We start from the raw sequence: 26,513 nt of genomic DNA, 5'->3' as shown, positions 1-26,513 counted from the left end.
CTTTCAGGCAACCTAAGTTTTTCCATTGGGTGGCAGAAGGTTAGCGCCATGATGAATTCAATCAAGGAAGGTTGGGGATCCGGTGACTTCATCGTTGCAGGTTATTGTAGATGCACTACCTATGTTGTTGAAAGGCGCTCTAATTACTTTCAAAATTGTTGTCATCTCGTTGCCGATAGCTTTTTTAATAGGCTTGATTACGGGATTGATGAATGTATCATCAAGTAAAATTCTACGAACGATAGCTACTTTTTATGTGGATATCATTCGGGGGACCCCCTTGTTAGTACAGGTCTTCTTTGAATATTTTGGCATTCCGGCTTTCTTAGGGATTCGAATACCCGCAGAGACCGCAGGCATAATTGCCATCAGTTTAAATGCGGGCGCCTATATCTCGGAAATTTTTCGTGCTGGAATTATCTCTATCAGCAAGGGACAGATGGAGGCGGCTCGCTCCTTGGGATTAAGCAAATGGTTAACGATGCGGTTGGTCATTTTGCCGCAAGCTATTCGCCGAATGATGCCTGCTTTTGTCAATCAATTCATTGTAAGTATTAAGGATACATCGCTATTGTCGGTCATTGGAATTAACGAATTGACACAGAGCGGGGAAATCATTATTTCATCTAATTATCGTGCTTTTGAAATATGGGGTGCTGTTGGCATCATCTACTTCGTCATTATCTATCTGTTATCCCGCTTATCCCGCGCATTCGAGAGGAGGTTCGCATCCCAATGATCGTCGTACAGCATTTGAAAAAGAAATTCGGGACGAATGAAGTGCTGAAAGATATTTCAACAACGATTCGAGAAAAAGAAGTGGTTTGTGTGATTGGACCCTCCGGATCAGGCAAGAGTACCTTTCTGCGATGCTTGAACCTGCTTGAGGATGTGACATCCGGTAACGTGGTAATCGGCGATGTCGAAGTGACTTCACCCTTAACGAATATTGATCAATTGCGCGAGAATGTAGGGATGGTGTTCCAACTCTTTCATTTATTCCCACACCTGACCGTTCTGGAAAACATCATGCTGGCTCCTAAACATATTAAAAAGAAAAATAAGCAGGAAAATGAGCAACAGGCATTGGGACTGCTTAAAAAGGTTGGATTGGCTGCGAAAAGGGATGTTTACCCTGATCAATTATCTGGTGGACAGCAGCAGCGTGTAGCGATTGCCCGGGCCTTGGCGATGAATCCGCGTGTCCTGCTATTCGATGAACCGACTTCCGCGCTTGATCCCGAGATGGTCGGCGAAGTGCTGCAGGTTATGAAGGATTTGGCTCTAGAAGGGATCACAATGATTGTCGTCACACATGAAATGGGCTTCGCTCGCGAAGTGGCAGACCGCGTTATCTTCATGGATGGGGGGTACATTGTAGAAGAAGGAACACCTTCCGAATTGTTCGATTCACCCAAGCATGAACGTACGCAAGCCTTTCTGAGCAAAATTCTTTAGATTTGAATGAATGACAATGTATCCAATAACGTTAGGAGTTTATTATTCATCATGAGCAACAATCATACAGCGGGACAAGTTGAGAGCAAGAAAAAAGGAACAGTCGAGCGCTTCACGAAATCTGGTTTTATTTTGGCTGCGATTGGCAGTTCGGTAGGGTTAGGCAACATGTGGAAGTTTCCCTATATTACAGGGAAGCACGGCGGGGCAGCCTTTTTCCTGTTGTTTATTATTTGTTTAATTATTGTAGGGTTACCCATATTGCTTGCGGAGATGACAATTGGCCGCGGAGGCAGAGGCAATGCTTCGGTATCTTTTTTTAATCTGACTGGTAAAAAATATTGGGGGGCATTCGGACTGCTGTCCATCCTCACTGCATTCATGATCATGTCCTACTATGCCGTAGTCGCGGGTTGGACGTTGCATTATACAGTGGAGTCTTTCAGCGGCCTGCTATTTCAAGAAGGCTCCGACTATAAAACCAAGTTTGTGTCCTTTGCTTCAGGCTACTGGCCGATCTTCTGGCAGGCTGTGGTTATGCTGATTACAGGCTGGATTCTAGCCAAAGGGGTTTCTGGTGGTATTGAGAAATTCAATAAAATTTTGATTCCCGGTTTTCTTGTCATCTTGTTGATTCTCATGGTTCGTTCGCTTACGCTCCCAGGGGCAGCAGAAGGTGTGTCCTTTTTCTTGAAACCGGACTTTTCCAAGCTGGATGCAGAATCTGCCCTAGTTGCTTTGGGACATGCGTTCTTTTCCCTATCCCTCGGGATGGGCTGTATGTTAACTTACGGTTCCTATGTAGAAAAAAGACAGTCGCTTGGCGCAGCGACGCTAGCTATTGGTTTCGGTGATCTGGTGTATGCCTTCATCGCAGGTCTTGTTATTTTCCCTACTGTGTTTTCCTACGGGCTTGAGCCAGGCGAAGGCGTAGGTTTGGCGTTCATGGCGCTGCCTGCAGCATTCTCACAAATGCCGTTTGGCTTCTTCTTCGGCGGTTTATTCTTCTTGTTGCTTGCTATTGCAGCGTTAACTTCCGCCATTTCCATTCTGGAAGTGCCCGTCGCGTATGCGATGTATAAATGGCAGTGGAGCCGCAAAAAATCAGCTATTATCTTATCAGTCGTTTGCTTCTGCGTGGGGGTTCCGGCAGGACTATCGGTTGGCGGCGTGCTGGGGGACTTTCATCCAGGAGGCAAAAGTATTTTTGATTGGATGGATTTTATAACGTCCTATGTGCTGATGCCATTCGGTGGTTTAGTCGTTACTTTATTTACAGGCTATGCATGGAAGAAAGCTGGCGAAGAAGCAGGATTGAAAGGCTTTTGGTATGCCGCCTGGATTTTCCTGCTTCGTGTGGTAGCTCCAATCCTGATCGTTTGCGTGTTCTTGCATTCGGTAGGGATAATCAAGTTTTCATAATCTCGAACATTCCTTATTCACTATAAATAGACACATTTATGTGTAGTTATCGTGAATTTGGTTTATTCATGGGATCGCTTTCTTGTGGTGAACATTCCAATTCGGGTATACTGAAAAGGAAAACATTTCATTACTATTGCGGAGGGTGTTTCATGTTTCAGACTATGATCTTTTTGCATGTTGTCAGCGCTCTATTGCTTGGCGCTTATGTGGTGTTCCCTTTCATCGTAGGACGTGCATCTGCGCTGTCCGGAGCAGCACAAGAGAGTTTTGCGGGCTTGCTTTCCACGTTTAACCGGGTTGGCCAGTTCTCACTGATTGTCAGTTTCCTTACAGGTGGCGCGATGATCAGTCAAATCGATCCTAGACCGTCTGTGCTTTGGATGATCTTGGCTGTCGTTCTTCTTCTGATTGTCGGAGCAGTAACAGGAATGATTGGTGGAAGAATTAAGAAACTAATCGCCAACGCCAAAGCTGGCAAGAGCACAGCAGCCGATGCTGCAAAAATTAAGACTTTCAGCTGGATCGCGGCTGTAGCGGTTATCCTGGCTGTTTTGTTTATGACAAATCCACAATTGCTGTCTTAAAAGACAGGGCTGTCCTTGAGCGCGTATTTCGGCTTGGTGGGCGGCTTTTTCTTCGGGTCGGTGCAAAAAACCTCAATTCCACAAAGAAGAGTGGAATTGAGGTTTTTCTGATGTTAGGTTTCATTGTTTGTTGGGGGATTCAGGGTGATCTCGTCCAGTGTTTTCTCGAAGGAGGCGCTCATATGCTCAAGGAAGTAGTCGACTTCCGGCATGTTCATGTTGCGCAAGCTTTCCAGGACTTGCTGTTTGGCGACGACGAATTCGCGATTGCCAGTAGAAAGTTCGGTTAAGCATTTGATATAGGCTTCGATCAAGTCAGCAGCTTTCACCCAACGATATAGTTCAGGATCAGGATCCTGGATTAAACTCCGATACGTACCGCTGATTTCCGGTGGGATAGTCTGGATTAAACGTTCGACCGCAACATCTTCAATTTCACGGAAGTTTCGTAGAATTTGCTCATTGTTATGCTTCACAGGTTGTGGAATATCTCCGGTCAGAACCTCGGAGGCGTCGTGGAACAAAGCGATGGAAACCACGCGATCTGTAGGCACATTGCGGCCGTAAACTTCATTGGCAATCGTACAGAGCATATGAGCGATTGTGGAGACGTAGAAAGAATGCTCAGCTACATTTTCTCTGCGCATGTTCCACATGAGACTCCACCGATCAATATATTTGAGACGGTATAAATAAGCAAAAAAATGATGATCCATTCCGTTTGTTGCACTCCTTTTGTTTCTATGATTTGACGTTCGGCGCCACCCGCGCTGCCACCTTGCCGGTGGCTGGGGTGTAGACGAGCGGCTGCCCGATCAGCGCGGCGAGATCGTCCAGCGCGATCGTGATCTGCCCGTGCTCACGCAGCACGGGCTCACGCAACTGCACGCGCGCGTCGCCGCGCGTTGCCTTGGTCGCATTCACCTGCAGGGTGAATGCCTCTTGCCCCAGGCGGAAGCGGAGCGTTCCGCCTTCGGCACTTGCGCTGCCGCCGAGCTGCGAGGCAGCGGCAGCCGCATCCACGCGCTGCTCGGCGCTGCCGGGCTGCGCGGTAACCCTGCGCTGGATCGAGCGGTGCAGCAGCTCCGGCGTGATGCCGGGGCTGCCCGCGTTGATCCGCGGGATAAGCAGATGATCGGCGCTGCGCGTCGCCATCTCCGGCGAGATCGTGAAGGCGTAGCGGATGCCCGCCTGCTGGATCAGTGCCGTCGCCGCAGGCGTCGTGATGCCGTACGGGTACGCCATCGCGTCGAGCGGTGCGTCCGTCAAGCCCGCAAGCTTGCCGACGCAAGCTTGCGTATCGGTCAGAACACGCTGCTGATAAGCGCTATCGCTTTCAGCATCCAACCGACCTACCAGAGCTGCCTCTCCGCTCGGCAGCTTATGGTGGAGATTATTGGTGTGACACCCAATATCGATAAAGTTCGTCGCGTGTGTCATCTCGCTGACTTGAGCTTTGGACATGGAAGGAATATAGGATCCCATCGGATTGGCGAGATCATTGGTTATCACGAAATTGACCGCAGGAATTCGCAGGCTTTTCAGAATCGGATAAGCGGCCGTATAAAAGCTCTGGTATCCGTCATCAAACGTAACCAGAACCGCATTGGAAGGAACCGATGCACCATCCATGTACATCTTGAATTCATTTAGTGAAATAAAATGATAGCCTTTGCTTAACAGGGATTGCAGCTGCCTCTCAAAAAGCGCAGTCGTGATCGTGCTGGAGCTGGTATCTTGATCATGAATGTGATGATACATGAGGACAGCAACCTGATCTTGATAATAGATATCTTGAGATCGCTTCGCCTGCAGCGGCGTAAGCAAGAGCGAGAGGCCAATAAGGCTGAGCAGAATCGTAATTGCGATTCTTTTGGACATGTCAGGGTATCTCCTTGTATGGTATAATAGTTTGTAATAATTATTAATTGCAAGTTGAGAGGAGTCATTTTCAGTCATGCAGCATTTCTATCAAAGCGTCTACGATTTAATTGTCGAAACGTCAACAAACCTTCCGGGTGATGTGCGCCGTGCCGTGCAAGCGGCTCAAGAGAATGAGGACAAAGGAACTCGCTCTGCATTATCCCTTTCCCGAATTGCCGATAACATTCATATGGCGGAATGCAATGTATCTCCGATTTGCCAGGATACAGGCATGCCAACGTTTATTATACACTGTCCGGTTGGAGCAAACCAAATTATTATGAAGAAGCAAATTCTCGAAGCTGTCGCCAATGCTACCAAAGCAAGCAAGCTTCGCACGAACTCCGTGGATTCCTTGACAGGAGCTAATAGTGGAGACAATCTAGGACCTGGTACCCCGGTTGTTCATTTCGAGCAATGGGAACGCGAAGACGTAGAAGTTAAGCTGATCCTCAAGGGCGGCGGTTGTGAGAATAAAAATATTCAATACAGCCTGCCAGCTGAGCTTGAGGGCTTAGGCAAGGCTGGGCGCGATCTGGACGGCATCCGCAAATGCGTAATGCATGCTGTATATCAAGCACAAGGTCAAGGCTGCAGCGCTGGATTCATTGGCGTAGGCATCGGGGGAGACCGAACTAGCGGTTACGAATTAGCCAAGCATCAATTGTTCCGTCATGTTGACGATGTGAACCCGCATCCAGAGCTTCGCAAAGTAGAAGAGTATGTCATGGAGCATGCGAACACGCTTGGTATTGGCACAATGGGCTTCGGTGGTCAAGTGACTTTGCTAGGTTGCAAAGTTGGCGTTATGAATCGTTTGCCAGCCAGCTTCTTCGTTTCTGTAGCTTACAACTGTTGGGCTTTCCGCCGTCAAGGCGTGATTTTGAACGCAGAGACAGGCGAAATTAATGGCTGGTCATACCCAAGAGGCGTGGAAGTTTCTTTCCAGGAAGCGTTCGAAGCAAGTGCAGAGGAAGCTAGAAATGTACCGCAAGATGAGCGTCGTGAAATTGTCTTGACAACACCGATTTCCGAAGAGCAGATCCGTAGTCTCAAAGTCGGGGATGTTGTCGTGATTAATGGAACGATGCATACAGGGCGTGATGCGCTGCACAGTTATTTGATGACCCATGATGCTCCGGTTGATTTGAACGGAGCGGCGATTTACCACTGTGGGCCTGTTATGAGCAAAGATGAATCCGGTGAATGGCACGTCAAGGCGGCAGGTCCGACCACAAGCATTCGGGAGGAGCCTTATCAAGGCGAAATTATTAAGAAGTTCGGTATTCGCGCTGTTATCGGCAAAGGCGGTATGGGTCCGAAAACATTGGCTGCTCTCAAAGAACACGGCGGTGTTTACTTAAATGCAATCGGTGGTGCTGCCCAGTACTACGCGCAATGCTTTAAGAAGGTAGAAGGCGTTGACTATATGGAATTCGGCATTCCTGAAGCTATGTGGCATTTGGAAACAGAAGGTTTCGCTGCAATAGTAACGATGGATTCTCACGGAAATAGCTTGCATGCAGAAGTAGAGAAGAACTCTCTTGAGAAGCTGTCTGCTTTGAAAGAACCTGTTTTCAAATAGAATAGCACGTCACCTTTACTTTATCTTTACAAAAAAATAACTGGATTAGGCACGAAGAAAAGGGTTACTATGAAGAGTAGCCCTTTTCTTTTTATTTCCTACTCCGGAGGTTAGCAGACAAATGACCAAGTTCCGTGCCAAACTTACCTTTATTCTGATTATGTTAATCGGCTGTTCGATGCTTATTGCCGGTATCTTCATGGCCAAAGTGCTGGAGGATTCACACGTCAAGTCTCTCCAAGACAATATGGAACGTGAGCTGCAGGTTATTCGAGTCACATCGGACTGGAACCGGATGGGATCCGAAAGCGATTTGGTCGCTTCTTACTCCGCACAAATTAAACGCATTAAAGAAGCCACCTACGAGCGTTTGACCTATGTTCGGGCGGACGGTAAAGTTTTGGGCGACTCGGATCAACAACCCGAGCAAATGGATAATCACTTAAATCGACCGGAAATTGCCGATGCGGCGATCCATGGAGTCGGTTATACAACACGCTATAGCGACACCCTCAAAGAGAAAATGCTGTATGCAGCCATAGCGGTCAAGAATGATGCCAAGGAGACCATCGGTTATTTGCGTATTTCTATGAGCCTCAGTCAAGTGGAGAAGTCGGTTCGCAGTTTGTGGTATTTCCTTGGGATTGGACTACTCTTATTGTTCCTCATAGCGGGTCTGGTCAGCTATCGGATTGCCAGAGGCATGACGCGTCCAATTGAAAGGATGACCAAGGTTGCGCAGCAAATTACGAATATGAACTATGAATCCCGGGTGCCGGCATACAGTAATGATGAGGTAGGACAACTCGGGCAAGCCATCAATCGGATGTCAGAGAGCCTGCAGCAGCAGATGGCGCGGATACAAGAGAATGAGCGCAGATTGCAAGGCGTCATGGAAAATATGATGAGCGGCATTATGATGATTGACCGGGATGAGCGAATCACGCTCCTGAATCCTTCGGCGGAATATATATTGGGTTTTTCATCCCAAGAATTGCTGGGCAAACGGTATAACGAAGCCAAACAGCAGATTGATTTCACGAAGCTTATTCAGGAATGCATTGAAACCCAGGATCCTATCCGTGATGAAATGATTTTTTATTACCCTGCTGAACGAATATTGGACATTCATTTAAGTCCGATTGCTCATGAAGATGAGGAATGGTCAGGTGTTCTTATTGTGATTCATGATATTACGGCTGTTCGTAGACTAGAGCGAATGCGCAGCGAGTTCGTAGCGAATGTTTCACATGAATTGAAGACACCGATTGCAGCAGTCAAAGGGTTTGCAGAGACGCTTCTTGCAGGCGCCCTCAATGATAAAGAAACAGCGGTTTCCTTTCTGCAAATTATTTTCGATGAAAGCGAACGGTTAAATCGACTGATTGGTGATATTCTGGAATTGTCCAAGATTGAATCCAAGCGGATTCCCATGAATTTTTCGCCGATTTACTTGCCGGAATTTCTCGATAGATCCTGCAGCGTTTTACGAAAAGAAGCCGAGAAGAAGCATATTGAGCTGACCTTGCAGGTCGACGATGATATGTATATTGAGGCAGATGAAGATCGGCTGCGGCAAATTGTCATTAATCTGCTTTCCAACGGGATTTCCTATACCCAGGATGGGGGCAAGGTCAAAGTCCGCGTAGAACCGCTGGATATGAATGCTGATGGCGACTATGAACGGCTGCGTTTGATCGTTTCGGATACTGGAATGGGAATTCCCAAGAAAGATCTGCCGCGTATTTTTGAACGGTTCTATCGGGTGGATAAAGCGCGTTCGAGAAGTTCAGGCGGCACAGGCTTGGGCTTATCGATTGTCAAACATTTAGTGGAACTGCACAAAGGGACAATACGGGTCGACAGCGAGGTCGGTATCGGGACGAAGTTCACGATTGAATTGCCTGTAATTCACTAATTTACGTAGGGATGATGAAACATTTACATTCTCTTTACAAAATTGTGGTACAGTAAGGGAGTGCAATGTTAATAAACTGTAAATGCGGGGGATCCCATGGCACAAAACATACTAGTCATTGAAGACGAGCCGACTTTGGCCCGATTGCTTTCGTACAACCTTTCCCAGGAAGGGTATCACACGAAGGTAGTCGATCATGGCGGCGACGGGCTTCAAGAAGCGATGCAGCAGTCCTATGATTTAATCATTTTGGATATTATGCTGCCAGGACTGAACGGATTCGAAGTATTAGCGAAACTAAGACAAAAGGGAAACAGCACACCCGTTATCATTCTAACGGCACGCAACGCAGAAGATGAAGTGGTACAAGGCCTTAAACATGGCGCTGATGATTATATAACGAAGCCCTTCGGAGTGGCGGAATTGCTGGCCCGAGTCTCTGCGGTGCTGCGAAGAACCCAGTCTGAGGAAGCAGCTGCGGATAAATTGAAATCCAATGAGAAAGTGATTCAAGCCGGTGAGTTGTTCATCTATCCGGAGAAGTATGAAGTGGTGCTGAAGGGGGAGTCCATTCCTCTGAGACCCAAGGAGTTTGAGGTTCTGCTCTATCTCGTACAGCGTCCAGGGGTAGTCGTAACGAGAGACGATTTGATGAATATCGTATGGGGTTTCGATTACATTGGCGGTCAGAGAACCGTAGACGTGCATGTGAGCTCGCTTCGCAAGAAGCTGGAAATGAATCAACAGTCGGTCCAGATCGATTCCATTCGTGGAGTGGGTTACAAGCTGGTAGCAAGTATGGTGAAAAAATAATGAGCCTAGGGTGCTGATCAAACAGCAACCCAGGCTCATTTTTGTGCTGTGACGACGTAGACATCTTGGCCAACTTGCTGTGAAATGGCATCCGTCGCATGCTGCTGCAGCCATGCCATCAACTCTGAATGAACCATGTAGAGTTCAACCTGTTCATGCATCATCGGCAGTTGAGCGGCTTGGGAGGAGATCAGATTACGGAGGAAAATCTCTTCGCTCTCAGGAGCTTCAAGCATATAGTCGGTAAGGCAGATGATGCCGCCAGGTTTTAATACACGCAGCATCTCTCGCCAAGCGAGCTCTCTTTGGGGTTCGGTGAGATGATGGAGAGCAAACGAGCTGACGACGACGTCAAATTCAGCATCCATGTACGGAATAGCGAGCACATTCCCGAGTTTAAGCTGGATGTCTGCAAATTTAGCCGCGCAAAGCTTGAGCATTTGCTGCGATTGATCGATTGCTGCCATAGTTAAGCCTGCTTGCTGCAGCTTGCCTGCTAAGTTGCCTGTACCCGTTCCAATATCAAGTCCTTTGCGGCCCGCATAAGGGGCTATCAGCTCGACAACTTTGGTTTGAGCTGCATCATAGGCTGTTGTCATAAGCGGATTTACACTAGCAATTGTGGAATCCGCACCTTTCATTTCTGAGGCCGGCACGGAGAGCAACTGCTCATCGAATTGTGAAGCTTTATGGTCGAAATCCCAATGATCGCGCCAGCTGGAGCGCAGCTCTCTGAGTTCTTTATTATGTTTGGCTAATTCATATAATAGCTCGGTAGGCAGCTGATCGCTGCTATCGGCGGCTTCAATCATCTGATCCATTGTTGCAATGATTTGCTTCATTTCTGACCATTGCTGGAATAGCATAGAGCGCTGTAACTGCAGCGCATTAAGGACTTCTTCCTGTCGGTTCAAATCGGTTTTCGCCAAGGTAAGACGTATATCTTCCAGCGTCATTCCTACCTCTCGCAGTGAGATGATCGTCTGCAGACGCCAGGCATCGTGATCCGTGTAAATCCGGTAGCCATTCTCCTTCTGTTTGGCCGGGGCGAGCAGCCCTTTCTGTTCATAGAATCGAATAGCTCTGGGTGTGATCCCCAGCTTACGGGAAATCTCGTTAATCAACATGAGTTGTCCTCCATCATGGCACAATCGGATACATTTTTCACCAGATCAGAAATATTATTTTTACTGATTTTTGGTATACTCTTATATAGTACTAGCTATAAGATGATGTGAAAAGGATCGAAGTATTACATTAGGAGGATCATCATGTCCAAAACGTATCGGATTGCCATTATTGGCTGTGGAGGTATTGCCAATGGCAAGCACATGCCGAGTTTAAGCAAGCTTAACAATGTAGAAATGGTCGCTTTCTGCGATATCATTTCCGAGAAAGCGCAAGAAGCCGCTGAGAAGTACGGAAAAGGCGAAGCACGTGTATATGAAGATTATCGTGAAGTATTGAAAGATAGCTCCATTGATATCGTTCATGTCTGTACGCCAAATGATTCCCATGCAGAAATTACGATTGCGGCACTGGAAGCGGGCAAGCATGTCATGTCCGAAAAACCGATGGCCAAAACAGCGGCTGATGCACGCAGAATGGTAGAAGCGGCTAAACGTACAGGCAAAAAATTGACGGTAGGCTACAATAACCGTTTCCGTACGGATAGCCAGCACTTGTATCAAGTTTGCGCTGATGGCGAACTTGGTGAGATTTACTTCGCTAAAGCCCATGCGATTCGTCGCCGCGCTGTTCCAACTTGGGGAGTATTCCTTGATGAAGAGAAGCAAGGCGGTGGCCCATTAATCGATATCGGTACGCATGCGTTGGATCTTACCCTGTGGATGATGAATAACTACGAGCCTAAAGTCGTTCTTGGTACGTCTTATCATAAATTATCGCAACGTGAAAACGCAGCGAATGCATGGGGCCCTTGGGATCCCTCCAAGTTCACAGTGGAAGACTCTGCTTTCGGTATGATCACAATGAAGAATGGCGCAACGATTATTCTTGAATCCAGTTGGGCATTAAACACGCTGGAAGTGGATGAGGCCAAATGTACGCTTAGCGGTACAGAGGGCGGCGCTGACATGAAGAATGGCTTGCGCATTAATGGTGAGAAACACAGCCGCTTGTTCACGACTGAAGTTGAACTGCAAGCTGGAGGCGTTGCTTTCTATGATGGCAAAGCTGAGCAGCCATCGGATTTGGAAATGCGTCTATGGATCGACGCGATTGAGAATGATACAGATCCGGTAGTTACACCGGAGCAAGCTTGTGTCGTTTCAGAGATTTTGGAAGCGATCTATGAATCAGCCAAAACAGGTAAAGCGGTCTATTTCGACTAATTTAGACGGACTTAGACTATTTCCTAGGAAATAAATAATCCCCTTTCTTTGATGAGGTTTCTCACATAGGAAGGGGCTTTTTCTGTTACTCTATGGTTTTAATTATGTCATAATGATCTTCCTTGCCATTCCTGATGACGGAATTTGCCAGGTGGCAGCTTTTTTTCTTCCATAAAAGTCCGAGAAAAATAATGAACAGAAGAAAAGCCGGTCCTCTCGGCAATTTCTTTAATGGAAAGCTCACTTGTCAGCAGCAAGTGGGCTGCTTGTCGTACCCGCTCACTGCGAATGAAATCGGTATAGGTTTCATGGATACCTGCTGAGAACAAACGGGAGAGATGACGCTCAGACACGTTGAGATAATTGGCGACATGACCTAGATGCAGAGGCTGCGATAAATTGTCGCGGATATATAATTTAGCTCGTTGTAGAAGCATACTCGTATTTTTGCGAGCAATGAAAGGTATACGATATTCCCTGCCAAATAAGCTCAGGAAAGAGATCAACAGTGCATAGGCAGTAGAACTAACAGCAGAAGAAGGAAGACTGTTCCTATCATTCCGCAGGAGGAGCGACTTCCATAATAGGGCTGTAGGATGATCATTCCCCTCATGGATGCAGACTTCGGCATGATCCATGAGATGACGGTAAGCCTCTCCCATAGCTTCGTTACTTTGTGAATCATCCAATTCAAAAGCTACAAAAACAATGGAGAGTCCTAGTTGTGTACGAATTTGATGTTGAATGCCTGGCCTTGAACAAAAGAGCGTGCCTGCTTGCAAGGCAAAATGTTGGTCCGCATCCGTGTACTCACCTTCCCCGCCGAGAATGTAGCAAACTTCAAAGAAGGAGTGTTTATGAGGTTGGTTTTCGAGCAAACACTCATCCACACCCCAGTATTGAATGTTGAAACAAGCGTCAGAGCCAGTTAGGAGCGCAGCCGTTTCATTCAACATGGAAGCCGTTTCTTTCCAACGATACATAGCTATCATCCTTCTTTGATAATGTCCTTATTTTACAAAAACTCGTCCTTTGGTGAGAAAGACGGCAGACTGCCAATTCCCTATAATTATAAATGTGAAAGCGCGTTATAAGCAATCAGGATGAAGGAGGAAAGGGATATGATCACACCGAAAGATGTACAATTTTATAAAGATAATGGCTACTTGCTAGTGAAAGGTGTATTCAATCAGCAAGAAGTGGAAGAGATGAGAAAAGCCGTAGAAGGAATCATTTTACGTGCTGCGCAGTCAAAAGCCGATTATAATTCAGCATGGCAAGGGGACTTCCTGCCTCCTCAAGAGCTGAAGAAGCTTGTCTTAAAAGGTTTTCATGATGTACATTATCATGATGCGTCCTTCATGCGAGCCGTCATTCATCCGAATATGACCGCTGTGCTGACGCAGATTATTGGACCTAATGTCCAATTGCACCATTCCAAGATGCTGGTAAAGCCACCGGAAAACGGCGCTGCATTCCCGATGCATCAAGATTATCCTTACTTTCCGCATGAGAAGCATACGATGCTCGCGGCAAGTGTGCATCTGGACCATGCAGATGAGGAGAACGGATGTTTACGCGTTATTCCGGGCTCGCATCAGGTAGGGTCCCTGCCGCACGTCGGTTCTTATTTTTTGAATCATAAGGAATATCCGATTACAGAGGGGAAGCCGTGTGTTGCTGAAGCTGGGGACGTGTTGTTTTTTAATTATTTGACGATTCATGGTTCTGAGGTCAATCGAAGTACAAGAACAAGAAGGAACGTTCTATTCCAATATCGGGAAGCAAGTGATTTTCCGACAGAAAATACGCATTTTGATTGGGGAATGGGATTAATGGTCAGCGGAGAGAATCCAAATTTCACGAAAGTGAAGCCTGATTTTAAAATTATTTAAGCAGACGAGTGTTCTGTGAAAATAAAGTCTTAGACTGGGTCCAATAAATAAAGCAGCGACAGAACAAGACTTGATAAATAAAGTCTTAGACTGCCGCTGTTGTTGTTACTTAACATGTATTTCCGATTTGATATCACTTTGACTTAAAAATTTCATTAAATCATTGCTCAGCTGCACAATCTCATTGTTAGCATTATTCGCATAATCCGGCAACATCATATCCCTAACCATTTTAGTTCGCAGCCATGTCATAAAGAAAAGATCCAAAAATAAGTTTGGGAATTTAAGCACCATTTTAAGCATTGGCGGATCAATTGAAACGCCAGCTTTTTGTATTGCCTTTAGATACGCTTTTAAAGTGACTGTTATTTTGCGTGCCGTCGTTCTGGTTCTGGCTGTTTTATTGTCAATTATCGTATTCTCAGCATACAAAACGCTCAACATGGCAATGTCTGATACGGAATGTGTGATAAGATACGCTTGCATATCCTTTTTAATAACGTAGGGAAGCTTTGCTGTTTTAAATAATTTTGCGAGGTTTTCTACGCGTTCTGTCACTACACCATTAATTTCTCCAAATGCAGTTGCCACTATAATCTTTGGTAGAGATCGAGCATGCAATACTCCGTCTTTAATCTGTCCGCCGAAGCCGGGAAAAGCCGGTATAAGTCTATCCCCTACGATATCCAGCCACGCAGAAAATCCAATTGAATTACTAGTCATCGTAACTATATGTTTGCTTTGATTATCTTTTAGCGCTAACAACGCTGATTCGGACCGATCATAACGAACGGTAACGAAAATAAAATCGTATACATCGTCATTTTCGAGCGTATCAATGACATTCACTTGTATCGATCTAACTGTGCCTTTTTCTTTATATTGCAGGCCATTTTCTCTTAATGATTTATATCTATTAGAATGTGCAAACAAGCTAACGTCAAACCCTGCTTCAATAAGCTTGATTGCGTAAATGCTCCCGATGACACCTGCACCAAAAATTAAAATTCTATCTTGTTTTGCTGACATTAAACCACCCCTACGTAGCAACTTTTCCTTTTGAATATCCGACAACATGTTGTATGATGTGATTATAAATCTTCATTATTCCTTGATCAACCATCAGTTTTTTATTATTTGTCGGATGATATTCATATTCGCTAGTAGGAGGGAAACATGAAAAAGCAACCCCAAATAACGGAGAAAACAAGACAAAGGCTTGTAGAAGTTTTTTGTGAGTTATATAGCCAAAAGCCGATTGAGAAAATTTCGATTCAGGAAATTGCGAATATGTCAGGATATAACCGCAGCACCTTTTATCAATATTTTACGGACATATACGAATTGTTAGACTCTGTTGAAAATGACTTATTGAATGACATGAAAAAAGAATTGGCGAATAAAGAGCTATCGATGCATACGGTTCAAGATTCGCTCTATTGTCTGGACAAAAGAGAACATCTCCTGGTTCTTAATGCCCTTTTGGGTGATTATGGAAGTGCCCGTTTTTTAAAACGCTTAAAAAAAGAAATCACTTTGGATCAATTAGAATTAAACGTTCCGCAAAACCATTCCTTAACGCCATACTTCATTGAGTTTTACCTGACAACTTCCCTTTCTTTATTTCGTCTTTGGCTCCAGCGTCAACAGGATTTATCGTCAGAAGAATTTTTTAAGTTAGTTGAGAACCTATATTCAAGAGGGATTACACCCTATTTTGAAGAGTGAGTCTGTCATTCAAACCAAATCCATATGTTTCTCCTTACAACAAGGACTTCTAATATTTCCCTTAGTGCAGTACGATAGATAGTGATGATGGTATCGTTAAGGGGGATGTTAGGTGTATTGGACTCGGAAAGAGCTAAAAACGCGGGCAAAGGATGTACTTCGAACAACGTACTGGAAAGCATTTCTGGTCAGCTTAGTTCTAGCTGTACTTAGTGGTGGCGTTTCCAGCTGCTCGTTTAATTCAAGTGGCGGTACATCTTTAAGTGTGCCGGGTATTACTGAGTCATGGAGCGATGTCGCGGAGAGCTCCGTACTGGCAATGGTGATTATTGGCTTTATCGTTTTGGCACTTATTATTGGATTATTGAGTATAGCTTTTCAGATTTTTGTAGTGGCTCCATTCGAAGTGGGGGTAAAGCAGTATTTTAAACAGGCTGCGCAGGGCGATGTCAATATGAATTACCTTATTTATTCGTTTAGCAAAGGGAACTATCTGGCTGTCGTCAAAGCGATGCTGTGGAAAAACTTCCTTACCTTTCTGTGGTACTTGCTGCTCATCATTCCGGGAATTGTCAAGACGTATGCGTACGAAATGGTTCCCTATCTGCTTGGCGATAATCCTCAGATTGGTACGAAAAGAGCCGTACAGTTAAGCAATCAGATGATGAAAGGTCACAAATGGAAGATGTTCGTTCTGGATGTTTCATTCATTGGCTGGTACTTACTCGGCACGCTGGCTTTAGGCATCGGTGTACTGTTCGTAATGCCATACTACAACGCGACTAAGGCAGAACTATACTTGGTTCTTCGCCAGCAAGCCTTACATGATGGGTTGACTACGGATAAGGAATTGAATGCATTTGTATAAAAGGGAAAGAGCAGTCTCCTATGTAGATTTATCTACTTAGAAGGCTGCTCTTTTTTTGTTAGCTAAGCCTCATCTGCTACGCCTGAAGGATGGCCAGCAATTCGCGCAAGGAGGAAATTTCATGAGTCGGAATTTGGTGAGCAGGCGCTATCCGTTGATGATGATTGATCCAAACGCTGCGCAAGCCTGCCTGCAAAGCGCCTATAATATCAGTGTTCAAATTATCACCGACCATCAGCGCTTCTGCTGAGGTAACATTCAGCAGCTTCAGGGCATGTTCGAAAATAGCAGGCGCCGGCTTTCCTTGACCAAACGTGCCTGAAATGAGGATATGATCGAAATAATCCGCTAATCCAGGAATACTATCTACTTTCTCCTGCTGTAGGTCAGGCGCTCCATTGGTAAGCAGCAGGAGTTTGTAGTTTGGATGCAAAGCATCCAGCACCTCGAAAGTAGCCTCGTACACCAGTGGACGCTCTCTGCGCTCTTGAGCGAAGCGCACAGCAAGCACTTGTCCTAATGCTGGATCATCAATACCTTGTTGGAGCAAGCTTTGAGTCCAGACATTTCTCTGGTAGAGAGGAGCAAGCTCTTCCAGTTCCCTGAAAGTCGGATGCTGGCTTGCATCAAAGCGTCCCCACAGTGCTTCCAAATGTGTGACTTCAATCATTTTGGCAAATTCATAACAGGTCATTTGAGCGAACAGTTGCTCGGAAATTTCGTGAACGGCATATTCAAGAGAAAGGGCATCCACGCCCACCCTTTCGTTGGCTAACAAGCAGGTAGCTTGAAAGGCTTCTTGAATGCTTTGCTCATCCCAAAGTAACGTATTGTCTAGATCGAAAATAATGGCTTTGATGGGTTCCATACAGGTTGTTCCTCTCATGTGTAGTATCCCTAATTTGCTTGAAAAACAAAAGGAAGTCAACAAATTTTAATAGAAAAGTAGTAAAAATTATGTAAATTAACACCTATAAAACAATTAAAACAAATTAAAAGAATATAAATACACAAAATTTACATGGATTTAATCCTGCGATTACATTTCTTTTATAAGATGGATTTAGTGGTAAGCAAGTCAGCGTGCACAGGCAAATCAGTCAAACAGGAGGATTCATGATGATTCAAGCAGTTGTTTTTGATTGGGCTGGAACAATGGTAGATTATGGTTGCTTTGCGCCTTTAAATGTTTTCATGGAAGTTTTTCGGAGGAAAGAGATCGCGATTACAATCGAAGAAGCAAGGGCGCCAATGGGGCTGCTCAAGCGGGATCATATTCGCGAAATCTTACGTATGGAACGCGTAGCTGGGTTGTGGCTGGCACGTTATGGCCAGCTTCCACAGGAAATGGATATAGATGAACTTTATGCGGATTTCGAACCGATGATGTTAGCCGTTGTACATGAATATGCGGAGCCAATTCCCGGCTCTCTCGCACTTGTAGATCGCTTGCGCCAAGCAGGTATCCGAATAGGCTCAACGACAGGCTATACGGCCGAGATGATGGCGATTGTAACCGTCGAGGCTAAGAAGAGAGGGTATGCGCCAGATCATGTTGTAACGCCGAATGATGTGCCAGCAGGCAGACCTTATCCATGGATGATGTATGAGAATGCAGCAGCGTTGAACGTGTATCCTACGTATAACATGATCAAAGTTGGGGACACCGTCAGTGATATTCAGGAGGGTGTTAACGCCAGGGCGTGGACGGTAGGTGTCATCCAGGGGGGCAGTGAATTGGGCATGAGCGAGGAAGAAGTTGCCGCTTGTGATCCCGAACAACTGCTTATGCGTATGGCTGCAGTAGCTGAGACATTCCGAGCGCATGGGGCTCACTATGTGATAGATACCATTGGAGAACTGGATACGCTACTTCCGCTTATTAACGAGAGACTACTTAAAGGAGACCGTCCATAATGATTAATTTGAATCAACTCCCCGATAATCCTTACTTGCTGTTAACCCCTGGTCCCCTTTCGACTAGTAAAAAAGTAAAGGCAGCCATGCTGCGCGACTGGTGTACATGGGATCAAGATTATAATCAACTAGTACAGTCTATCCGCAGTCGTCTTGTGACAATGGCTTCTAGTAAGCCAGATGATTATACAACAGTGCTTATGCAAGGCAGCGGCTCATTTTGTGTAGAGTCCGTCATTGGTTCTGTTATTCCCCGCGACGGTAAATTGCTTGTTCTGAGCAATGGTGCGTATGGGAAACGAGTGGCAGAAATGGCAGGGATTCTGGGGATTTACTCCATCGTTCTGGATTCGGGTGAAACGAATCCTGTGAGTACGAAGCAGCTCGAGGAAGTTCTGAAGGTCGATGCCTCCATCACGCATGTGGCTGTGGTGCATGTTGAAACGACTACAGGCATGATCAATCCGATTGCGGATGTAGCACGTATTGCCAAGTCCTATGGCAAAACGGTTATTGTGGACGCGATGAGCTCCTTTGGAGGAATTCCGATCGATATCGCAGAGCTTGATGTTGATTATTTAATCAGCAGCGCTAATAAATGTATTCAAGGTGTGCCTGGCTTTGGCTTTATCCTTGCACGTAAAGAGGCTTTGTTGACCTGTAAAGGGCTTGCACGTTCCTTATCACTGGATCTTTACGATCAATGGGAAACGATGGAACTTGGGAATGGCAAATGGCGCTTTACGTCACCGACGCATACCGTTCGTGCTTTTGACCAAGCCTTGCAAGAATTAGAGGAAGAAGGCGGCGTTGCCAGCAGATACAAGCGGTATAAAACCAATCAAGAGACGTTGGTTGCAGGCATGCAGCGCATGGGATTCGAAACGCTTTTGACTGCCGATCTTCAGTCGCCAATCATCACTTCCTTCTTGTATCCAGATTCGGCTGTGTTTTCTTTTGATGCGTTTTACTCGCGGATGAAACAAGAGGGCTTTGTCATCTATCCAGGTAAAATAACGGCTGCCGCTACGTTCCGTATTGGAAATATCGGAGATGTGCATCTTGTGGATATTGAACGTTTGTTAGCAGGTATGGAAAACCAGTTATTTTGGAAAACAACTTAAAAACAACTAAAAGAATATAAAAACAATTTCTTAACGTGCATTTAATACTGATTTTACAAAACTAATTTATAATCGAGTTATCAGGAAGCAAGAACCAACTGATACACATTAAAGGAGTGGGATGAGAAACGATGAAAAGATCTATTGGAAGTACAGCAGCTCTGCTAACAGTTGTATTCACGCTAGCGGCTTGTGGCGGTAAAGCGACAAGTACAGAAGGTGCTAAAGCAAGCACAGCGCCAGTAGCAAGTACAAGTGTAGAAGCAACGGTAGACACGAAAAGCAAAGATTTAACCGTCTATACAGCACTGGAAGATGATCAAATCAAAACGTACCTGACGACTTTTAAAGCTAAATATCCAGATGTGAAAGTAAATATTGTTCGGGATTCAACGGGGATCGTTACAGCTAAGTTATTAGCCGAGAAAGATAACACACAAGCAGACGTTGTATGGGGATTGGCTGCAACAAGCTTATTAGTCCTTGATCAAAATACGATGCTGGAGCCATACGCGCCCAAAGGGGTGGATCGTATTCTCCCGGATTTCAAAGACAAGAATGCCGTAACCCACTGGGTTGGTATCGATGCTTGGGAAACGGCCTTTATTGTCAACAAAGTAGAAATGGAGAAACGCAAGTTGGCGATTCCTCAATCTTATGAGGATCTGGCGAAGCCGGAATACAAAGGTCTGATTACGATGCCGAATCCATCTTCATCTGGTACAGGCTTTCTAACCGTATCTGGTCTCGTTCAATTGAAAGGCAAAGATGCTGCTTGGGATTATATGAATAAACTGCATGACAACATTGCGATGTATGTACATTCCGGTTCCAAACCGGCTAAATTAGCTGGTACGGGCGAGTACCCAATTGGTATTTCCTTCGGATACCGCGGTATTCAAGAGAAGAAAGCTGGTTCCCCCGTGGAAGTCGTATTCCCTAAAGAGGGTTCCGGTTGGGATGTAGAAGCCAATGCCTTGATGAAGAAGAAAGTTGTTAAACAAGTTGCGAAAGACTTCTTGGATTGGGCAATTACGGATGATGTCATGAAAGAATACAACAAGAACTATGCCATTCTGGCGATTAAAACAGATTCAGCCAAAGTGCCGGATGGTTACACCGTTGATCCAATCAAACAATTAATCAAAAATGATTTAAATGATGCAGCGAAAAATCGCGATGGTATTTTAGCTGAGTGGGACAAGCGCTTTAACGCAAAAAGCGAACCGAAAAAATAGAACGAAAACTATAAAACGGCTGACTGCGAACCAAGCTTTGCAGCCAGTCGTTTTCTTGCTTAACTTAACAAAACGATAACAATCGAGGCTTATACTTATCATATCCAGAAGAAGGAGGCTGCTTGACGATGACACAAGCGTACCTGTCCATTCAAGGTGTAAACAAATCATTCGGCTCTTTCAGCGCTTTGAAAGAGATCAATATTGATATCCAAAAGAATGAGTTCATTTGCCTGCTAGGTCCGAGCGGCTGCGGGAAGACTACGCTGCTTCGCATTATTGCCGGATTGGAGAAGCCGACTCAGGGGCGTATTACGGTTGGAGGCAAAGACATTACTCAACTGCCGCCAGCCAAAAGAAACTTTGGGATGGTGTTCCAATCTTATGCTTTATTTCCTAATTTGACCGCCTATCAGAATGTAGCTTATGGGCTTCAAGGCAAGAAGTTTTCGAAGAAGGAAATCGACGAGAAGGTCAAAGAAGTGCTCTCTTTAGTCGATCTGCTGCATCTCCATGACCGATACCCCGCACAGCTTTCCGGTGGGCAACAGCAGCGAATTGCTTTGGCCCGCGCAATCGTCCTTTCGCCGGATTTTCTTCTTTTGGACGAGCCGTTATCAGCTCTGGATGCTAAGGTACGTGTAAAGCTTAGGGAGCAAATCTGCGAATTGCAAGAGAAACTGGGCATCACAACGGTTATGGTTACGCATGATCAAGAGGAAGCTCTCACGATGGCGGATCGAATTGTCGTAATGAAGAATGCCGAAGTCGTACAAATCGGAACACCCGAACAAGTGTATGATGAGCCTAGTACTCCGTTTGTTGCTGATTTTATTGGATCTATTAATTTCTTGAAAGACGAGCAGCAAGCAGGCTCATCTCTGCGAACGAATCTTGCTGTTCGGCCAGAACATATTCGGATAGCAGCAGCAGGCTCGCAAAGCGGTATGCACGCAGTTGTTAAGCATGTTGAGTTCAGGGGAGCGTTCTACCGATTGCAACTTCAACCTGTGGTTGGGAGCGGAAATGCTTATAAGGATATATTGTTAACCGTTGATGTCTCCGCACATATTGCCCAACATCTCGCGCTTGCGAAGCATACGGTGGTATCGGTTGAATTTCCGCAAGAGAAAATGATTTCCTTCTCACCGGATGCGATGGTAGGTGCCTAATGGATAAGCCAACAGTCATCATGAATCCGCCTTACCGTCGTAACCTGGGATCTTTCATTACATTGCAAAATGGTTTGATTGTGCTGCTCGTACTTATTTTAACGACGAGCACTCTAATTCCATTGATTCTATTGTTCAGTAAAGCGTTTCTCAACAAAGAGGCAGAGTTTATAGGATTCGCCAATTTTGTACACTACTTCTCAACGCCTTCCCTCATTCAATCGTTAACGAATACGATCTGGATTTCCGTGCTTTCAACTGTTATCGCGGTTACTCTCGCTTTCGCCTATGCGTATGGCATAAGCCGAACAGCGATTCGCTTCAAAAGTTATTTTCACTATGTGGCTTTATTGCCGCTCTTTGAACCAACGATGATGCATGGTATTGCTTTAACCTATCTATTCGGAAATCAAGGTGTAATCACGAACGGATTCTTTGGTCTCTTGCCAGGATTGCGCATCGAGATTTATGGACCCATCGGGATTGTCATCTCTGAGGTCATATATGTTTTTCCCCAGGCTTTTCTTATCTTTATCACAGCGTTGTCGATGGCTGATCAGCGGCTGTATGAAGCGGCAGAAACACTTGGCGCTAGTAAAATCAAAACATTCCTTACGGTGACATTGCCTTCTGTCAAATATGGATTAATCAGCGCGATTTTTGTTTGTTTTACAGCTTGTTTTACAGATTTCGGGGCGCCTCAGGCGATCGGCGGCAAGTTTAACGTCCTGGCAACCGATATCTACAAACAAGTTATCGGTCAGCAGAACTTGTCCATGGGTGCAACAGTGGGCATTCTCCTAACGATCCCTGCTGTCATTGCCTTCGTCGTGGACCGCATTGTGGATAGGAAGCAGCGCAACATGCTATCATCCAAATCAATGCCTTATCGTGTGCCTGATGGACGGGTAAGGGACAATCTGTATCGTGTTCTGTGCTGGATGATTTCATCGGCGATTTTGATACCTTTGATTACCATTGTTTTCGCCTCGCTGATTAAAGTTTGGCCGTATAATTTAACGTTTAGCACCAAACATTATGATTTCTCGAGTGTCGCGGGATCAGGTTTAGAACCATTTTGGAATTCCCTTCAAGTCTCGTTGATTACGGCAATCGTGGGCACTATGATGACTTTCGTGTTCGCTTATCTGATTGAAAAGTCAAGATCGATGAACGGGCTGCGGCAAGTCGGCTATTTTCTATCGATTCTTCCGCTTGCACTCCCAGGTATGGTCATTGGACTAGCTTATATTTTCTTCTTTAATAATCCGAGTAATCCGTTTAATTGGATTTATGGGACCATGGTAATTGTAGTGCTTGCCAATATCACGCATTTCTATTCCGTTCCTTTCATTACGGCCACGACCGCACTCAAGAAGCTGGATAAAGAATTCGAACTCGTCTCGGAATCCATGCGTGTTCCTTTTTACAAAACATTTCTGAAAGTTACCGTTCCTATGTCGTTGCCGGCAATCGTGGAAATCGCGATGTATTTCTTCGTTAATTCGATGGTTACCGTTTCAGCGGTTGTATTTTTGCGTTCAGCTGATATGAATTTGGCCGCAGTCGCGTTAGTGAATATGGAGGATGCCGGGGACGTGGCCGCCGCTGCGGCGATGGCAACGCTCATTGTTGCTACGAACATTATTGTGCGCTTCGTGTACGAGCTCATTTTGAATAAAGTGAAAAAGCGAACAGCTGCTTGGCAAATGCCTAAGTAAGATCATATAATTAGTGTTAATAACTAAGTATACACAGGGGGCTAGCACAAGATGTCGTTGATAGGTGAAGAGCGGAAGGATTACATTCTCAACCAGTTGAACTTGGAAGGCAAAGTTAAGACGAATGATTTGGTCGACACGTTGAATGTGTCTTCCGAAACGATTCGGCGTTATCTGGAGGAGCTTGAAGAGGAGAATAAACTGAAGCGGGTCTACGGCGGCGCCGTCAAAATTAATTTATCCCGGGAAGAGCCTTCCCATCTGAAAAGAGAAGTGCTGCATGCCGAGGCGAAGCGCAAAATTGGCCGAGCGGCTGCGACACTAGTCGAGGACAATGATGTTATCTTTATAGACGACGGTACAACAACCCTTCATATGATTGATTATTTGTTGAACAAAAAGAACCTTACCGTTCTGACTATATCGATTCCCGTGCTCTATTTACTTATCGATTATAAGAATAAAGAACTGTTTTCGGGAGAAATCTATTTCCTTGGCGGCAAAGTAAATGCTGTACATTCTCGTGTAGCCGGTTCATTGGCCGAGCAGATGGTCGAACATTTCTACGCCGATAAAGCCTTTCTTTCCGTGGACGGCATGATGCTGGATAGAGGCATTACGGGGTTTGATGAAAGTAAAGGTCGGATGACTCAGCAGTTCATGAGGCATGCCAAGCAAAATATTGCCTTGTCGGATCAATCCAAATTTGGCTCTGTGCAATTTTATAAGATTGCTGATCTCAAAGTGCTGGACATCATTGTGAGCGACGTTCCAGCACCCAAAGAGTGGGAAGCCCATTTGGCGGAGAAGAATGTCACTTGGATTGCGGCGAATTAACTGGCTGCCAGGGACAAAATGTGATTAAGAGGCTGGTCTTCAGGTTTTCAACCTTGAGAGACGGCCTCTTTTTTGTATGGAATGTACACGCTACTTTCTAGCGTGAGGGATAAGTGCGGTAAGACCCGCGATTCTTGGGCGCTTTAAGCGCGAAAAACAGCGTTAACGCGGGTCGCTCAGCCGAAACGGCCTCCGTCGCGATGAAAAACACGCTTAACGCCCTGAGAATGAGCGGAATCCGTCGGAATCCGCCATTTATTGGACTCACAGTTTAGAGAGGAATTAAGATCGTCAACTCGAATAAATTAATTAACCTTAAATTATTTTGAAATGAGTGGATAGTACTGGGAATGAGGAAGAGTTCTGGGAGAACATAGTTGAGCATATAGAATAAGGAGGTTAATTAGGTGGAGAGCAAGCAAAGTTTGAAACAAAAAAGACTGCAAGAACGTGAACTACTTGATGATTACCACCAATTTGTAACTGAAGAAGCGCTGGAGCCATTGTATCAATCGTTTGTGGAATGGAAACAAGGGACTTTGCCATATGTCGAACTTACGGATCAAATCCACGTATTCCATAAAAAGAACCAGGAGATCTATAGAGATTTTCAATACGCAGCTTACTCCGAGCTCTTACTGCTTGCAAAAATGAAATTGGACCGATTAACGGAAGAGGATATTATAGCAAATAGACGGATTTTGGAACTTTGGGGTTATGAAGACATTAATTTGAAAGATTAAATTGATCTATATCCATGAGTTCAGGTAGTCGTAAGGGGATTTTTATAGGTGGTCGTCTGCGGTACTGGACTGGCTGGGCAGAACTGTCATACGATTGATTAATTTGTAATCAAAAAGAAATATGTTCTTCATCTGGCATTAATGAAAGGGGATTATAATAAAACTCGACCCCCTTTAAAATAGAATTACTTTAAGACCCGCAGCCCGTTGCTGTGGGTCTCTTTTTTTACTTAGCGTCCACCAGGCAGACTTCTACGCGATAGTAGTTTTCGGTTTCAAAGGGCATCTAATGAACCGTATGATGCTTATATACGAAAAAATGGCTACTTTGGAGATTTAATGAACTGAATTGGCGCTATCGAGCAGATTTAAGGCGGAAAGGTGTTTGTTTGCTTGGAATAGCGCGTCTGGAATTCATTAGATTTTCAGAATGAGCGATTTTGAGCGAATAAAGGGTACTGGGTTCGTAAGGGGATTACCCAACCAAGCTGCAGCGGAGTCTCTTTTTTTGTAGATGACCAAGCCGCCGCGGGGTCTTTTTTTTGTAGATGACCAAACCGCCGCGGGGCCTCTTTTTTTTGTAGATGACCAAGCCGCCGCGGGGTCTCTTTTTTGTAGATAACCAAGCCGCCGCGGGGTCTTTTTTTATTTCTTCACAGCGTCTGCGAGCACAAATGTATCGTTCACTTTTTTCGTCGTGAAGGTGACGCCATCTTTGGTTGTGAAGCTGACTTGATCTTTCGTATTGGCTGCATCGTAGGTGATGTCTTCTTTTTTGGTAGCCAGCAAATTGGTTGGGAAGAAAGGCTGGGTATTCGTGACAATTGCGTTGTCGGCTTTCTGATCTGTCAAATAGTGTGTCGCTACTTTATCGGCCATCGCGGCATCGTAGTAGCTCGTAAGGAACTTGACGGTTTTGTCTTTGCTGTCAGCCGCTACAGGATTGAGGATCAGTTTGCCGTCTTTGGACTTGACTTCCGCGAAGAGGAAGTCGGCTTTCTCTTGGGCGATTCTCGCGGCAATATAGCCTTTCAAGTTGATCGCATCTTGACTTTGAGCAGCTGCGGTCGTTTGCGGTGCAGTGGTTGTTGCAGCGGTCGGAGCTGGGCTTGAAGTCGATGCTTTGGGTTCGGAGGAGCATGCTGCTCCAGTTACCATCAGTGTAAGCAGGAGGATGCCTGCTGCTGTTTTGTTCATTATCATCGTGGGA

Annotated in this window: 25 protein-coding genes; 18 read left to right on the top strand and 7 right to left on the bottom strand. The window is 45.4% G+C overall.

Annotated features, from left to right (window positions below; all coding sequences use genetic code 11):
- The first annotated feature begins 82 nt into the window (after positions 1-82).
- The 4 genes from LOZ80_RS22025 (at position 83) to LOZ80_RS22010 (ending at position 3,467) form a co-directional block, all read left to right on the top strand.
- The gene (locus LOZ80_RS22025) at positions 83-739 is read left to right on the top strand and encodes an amino acid ABC transporter permease (protein WP_238166716.1); all 657 of its coding nucleotides are present in this window, start codon (positions 83-85) and stop codon (positions 737-739) included.
- The gene (locus LOZ80_RS22020) at positions 736-1,458 is read left to right on the top strand and encodes an amino acid ABC transporter ATP-binding protein (RefSeq protein ID WP_238166715.1); all 723 of its coding nucleotides are present in this window, start codon (positions 736-738) and stop codon (positions 1,456-1,458) included. The genes LOZ80_RS22025 and LOZ80_RS22020 overlap by 4 nt, the downstream gene beginning before the upstream one ends.
- Before the next feature lie 51 nt (positions 1,459-1,509).
- Entirely contained in the window at positions 1,510-2,880 is a 1,371-nt protein-coding gene (locus LOZ80_RS22015; protein WP_238166714.1) for a sodium-dependent transporter, read from the top strand.
- 152 nt (positions 2,881-3,032) lie between these two features.
- Entirely contained in the window at positions 3,033-3,467 is a 435-nt protein-coding gene (locus tag LOZ80_RS22010) for a hypothetical protein (RefSeq protein ID WP_238166713.1), read from the top strand.
- Positions 3,468-3,580: 113 nt separating this feature from the next.
- Here LOZ80_RS22010 and yfbR read toward each other — a convergent pair whose 3' ends face one another.
- Positions 3,581-4,183 carry a 5'-deoxynucleotidase gene (gene yfbR, locus LOZ80_RS22005; RefSeq protein WP_238166712.1) on the bottom strand — a complete coding sequence of 201 codons (603 nt, stop codon included), beginning with the start codon at positions 4,181-4,183 and terminating at the stop codon, positions 3,581-3,583.
- Positions 4,184-4,208: 25 nt separating this feature from the next.
- Positions 4,209-5,348 carry a polysaccharide deacetylase family protein gene (locus tag LOZ80_RS22000; protein WP_238166711.1) on the bottom strand — a complete coding sequence of 380 codons (1,140 nt, stop codon included), beginning with the start codon at positions 5,346-5,348 and terminating at the stop codon, positions 4,209-4,211.
- A gap of 76 nt (positions 5,349-5,424) precedes the next feature.
- On the opposite strand from LOZ80_RS22000, the gene LOZ80_RS21995 reads away from it, so the two are divergent.
- From LOZ80_RS21995 to LOZ80_RS21985, 3 genes are all read left to right on the top strand, one after another.
- Positions 5,425-6,975 (top strand): fumarate hydratase, encoded by a 1,551-nt coding sequence (locus LOZ80_RS21995; protein ID WP_189007610.1) that lies wholly within the window; start codon positions 5,425-5,427, stop codon positions 6,973-6,975.
- A 121-nt stretch (positions 6,976-7,096) separates the two neighbouring features.
- A complete protein-coding gene (pnpS, locus tag LOZ80_RS21990; RefSeq protein ID WP_238166710.1) occupies positions 7,097-8,893 on the top strand; it encodes a two-component system histidine kinase PnpS in 1,797 nt (598 codons plus the stop codon).
- Positions 8,894-8,989: 96 nt separating this feature from the next.
- Entirely contained in the window at positions 8,990-9,706 is a 717-nt protein-coding gene (locus LOZ80_RS21985) for a response regulator transcription factor (protein WP_189007616.1), read from the top strand.
- Positions 9,707-9,741: 35 nt separating this feature from the next.
- On the opposite strand, the gene LOZ80_RS21980 is transcribed toward LOZ80_RS21985, so the two are convergent.
- Positions 9,742-10,833 carry a MerR family transcriptional regulator gene (locus tag LOZ80_RS21980; protein WP_238166709.1) on the bottom strand — a complete coding sequence of 364 codons (1,092 nt, stop codon included), beginning with the start codon at positions 10,831-10,833 and terminating at the stop codon, positions 9,742-9,744.
- A 144-nt stretch (positions 10,834-10,977) separates the two neighbouring features.
- Between LOZ80_RS21980 and LOZ80_RS21975 the strand changes: the two genes are divergently transcribed.
- Positions 10,978-12,060, top strand: coding sequence for a Gfo/Idh/MocA family protein (locus LOZ80_RS21975; RefSeq protein ID WP_238166708.1), 1,083 nt, complete (start codon positions 10,978-10,980; stop codon positions 12,058-12,060).
- Between the two features lie 107 nt (positions 12,061-12,167).
- Here the strand turns inward: LOZ80_RS21975 and LOZ80_RS21970 are convergent, their stop codons facing one another.
- The gene (locus LOZ80_RS21970) at positions 12,168-13,043 is read right to left on the bottom strand and encodes an AraC family transcriptional regulator (RefSeq protein ID WP_238166707.1); all 876 of its coding nucleotides are present in this window, start codon (positions 13,041-13,043) and stop codon (positions 12,168-12,170) included.
- Between the two features lie 138 nt (positions 13,044-13,181).
- Between LOZ80_RS21970 and LOZ80_RS21965 the strand changes: the two genes are divergently transcribed.
- Positions 13,182-13,955 (top strand): phytanoyl-CoA dioxygenase family protein, encoded by a 774-nt coding sequence (locus LOZ80_RS21965; protein ID WP_238166706.1) that lies wholly within the window; start codon positions 13,182-13,184, stop codon positions 13,953-13,955.
- Positions 13,956-14,060: 105 nt separating this feature from the next.
- Here the strand turns inward: LOZ80_RS21965 and LOZ80_RS21960 are convergent, their stop codons facing one another.
- On the bottom strand, positions 14,061-14,984 hold the full coding sequence (locus LOZ80_RS21960; RefSeq protein ID WP_238166705.1) for a ketopantoate reductase family protein: 924 nt from the start codon (positions 14,982-14,984) through the stop codon (positions 14,061-14,063).
- A gap of 147 nt (positions 14,985-15,131) precedes the next feature.
- Here LOZ80_RS21960 and LOZ80_RS21955 point away from each other — a divergent pair, with 147 nt between their 5' ends.
- Together LOZ80_RS21955 and LOZ80_RS21950 are read left to right on the top strand one after the other, a co-directional pair.
- Complete coding sequence (locus tag LOZ80_RS21955) at positions 15,132-15,683, top strand: TetR/AcrR family transcriptional regulator (RefSeq protein WP_238166704.1); 552 nt, start codon at positions 15,132-15,134, stop codon at positions 15,681-15,683.
- A gap of 112 nt (positions 15,684-15,795) precedes the next feature.
- The gene (locus tag LOZ80_RS21950; protein WP_238166703.1) at positions 15,796-16,551 is read left to right on the top strand and encodes a DUF975 family protein; all 756 of its coding nucleotides are present in this window, start codon (positions 15,796-15,798) and stop codon (positions 16,549-16,551) included.
- A 76-nt stretch (positions 16,552-16,627) separates the two neighbouring features.
- Here LOZ80_RS21950 and LOZ80_RS21945 read toward each other — a convergent pair whose 3' ends face one another.
- A complete protein-coding gene (locus LOZ80_RS21945; RefSeq protein ID WP_238166702.1) occupies positions 16,628-17,419 on the bottom strand; it encodes an HAD family hydrolase in 792 nt (263 codons plus the stop codon).
- A gap of 251 nt (positions 17,420-17,670) precedes the next feature.
- Here LOZ80_RS21945 and phnX point away from each other — a divergent pair, with 251 nt between their 5' ends.
- The 7 genes from phnX (at position 17,671) to LOZ80_RS21910 (ending at position 25,303) form a co-directional block, all read left to right on the top strand.
- Positions 17,671-18,468 carry a phosphonoacetaldehyde hydrolase gene (phnX, locus tag LOZ80_RS21940; protein WP_283214798.1) on the top strand — a complete coding sequence of 266 codons (798 nt, stop codon included), beginning with the start codon at positions 17,671-17,673 and terminating at the stop codon, positions 18,466-18,468.
- Between the two features lie 2 nt (positions 18,469-18,470).
- Positions 18,471-19,592: a 2-aminoethylphosphonate--pyruvate transaminase gene (phnW, locus tag LOZ80_RS21935; protein ID WP_443147077.1), complete on the top strand. Its 1,122-nt coding sequence runs from the start codon at positions 18,471-18,473 to the stop codon at positions 19,590-19,592.
- 131 nt (positions 19,593-19,723) lie between these two features.
- On the top strand, positions 19,724-20,830 hold the full coding sequence (locus LOZ80_RS21930; RefSeq protein ID WP_238166699.1) for a putative 2-aminoethylphosphonate ABC transporter substrate-binding protein: 1,107 nt from the start codon (positions 19,724-19,726) through the stop codon (positions 20,828-20,830).
- Between the two features lie 128 nt (positions 20,831-20,958).
- Positions 20,959-22,002, top strand: a complete 1,044-nt coding sequence (locus LOZ80_RS21925; RefSeq protein ID WP_238166698.1) for a putative 2-aminoethylphosphonate ABC transporter ATP-binding protein — start codon at positions 20,959-20,961, stop codon at positions 22,000-22,002.
- Positions 22,002-23,723: a putative 2-aminoethylphosphonate ABC transporter permease subunit gene (locus LOZ80_RS21920; RefSeq protein WP_443146970.1), complete on the top strand. Its 1,722-nt coding sequence runs from the start codon at positions 22,002-22,004 to the stop codon at positions 23,721-23,723. Before LOZ80_RS21925 ends, LOZ80_RS21920 begins: the two co-directional genes overlap by 1 nt.
- Before the next feature lie 51 nt (positions 23,724-23,774).
- The gene (locus LOZ80_RS21915) at positions 23,775-24,560 is read left to right on the top strand and encodes a DeoR/GlpR family DNA-binding transcription regulator (protein ID WP_238166697.1); all 786 of its coding nucleotides are present in this window, start codon (positions 23,775-23,777) and stop codon (positions 24,558-24,560) included.
- A gap of 407 nt (positions 24,561-24,967) precedes the next feature.
- On the top strand, positions 24,968-25,303 hold the full coding sequence (locus tag LOZ80_RS21910) for a hypothetical protein (RefSeq protein ID WP_238166696.1): 336 nt from the start codon (positions 24,968-24,970) through the stop codon (positions 25,301-25,303).
- Between the two features lie 645 nt (positions 25,304-25,948).
- Here the strand turns inward: LOZ80_RS21910 and LOZ80_RS21905 are convergent.
- Positions 25,949-26,506 (bottom strand): hypothetical protein, encoded by a 558-nt coding sequence (locus LOZ80_RS21905; RefSeq protein WP_238166695.1) that lies wholly within the window; start codon positions 26,504-26,506, stop codon positions 25,949-25,951.
- Positions 26,507-26,513: the final 7 nt, after the last annotated feature.

The sequence above is a fragment of the Paenibacillus sp. HWE-109 genome, from assembly GCF_022163125.1.
Taxonomy (GTDB): Bacteria; Bacillota; Bacilli; order Paenibacillales; family NBRC-103111; genus Paenibacillus_E.
Note: the sequence above shows the minus strand (reverse complement) of the source record. Positions and strands in the feature narration are given on the sequence as shown.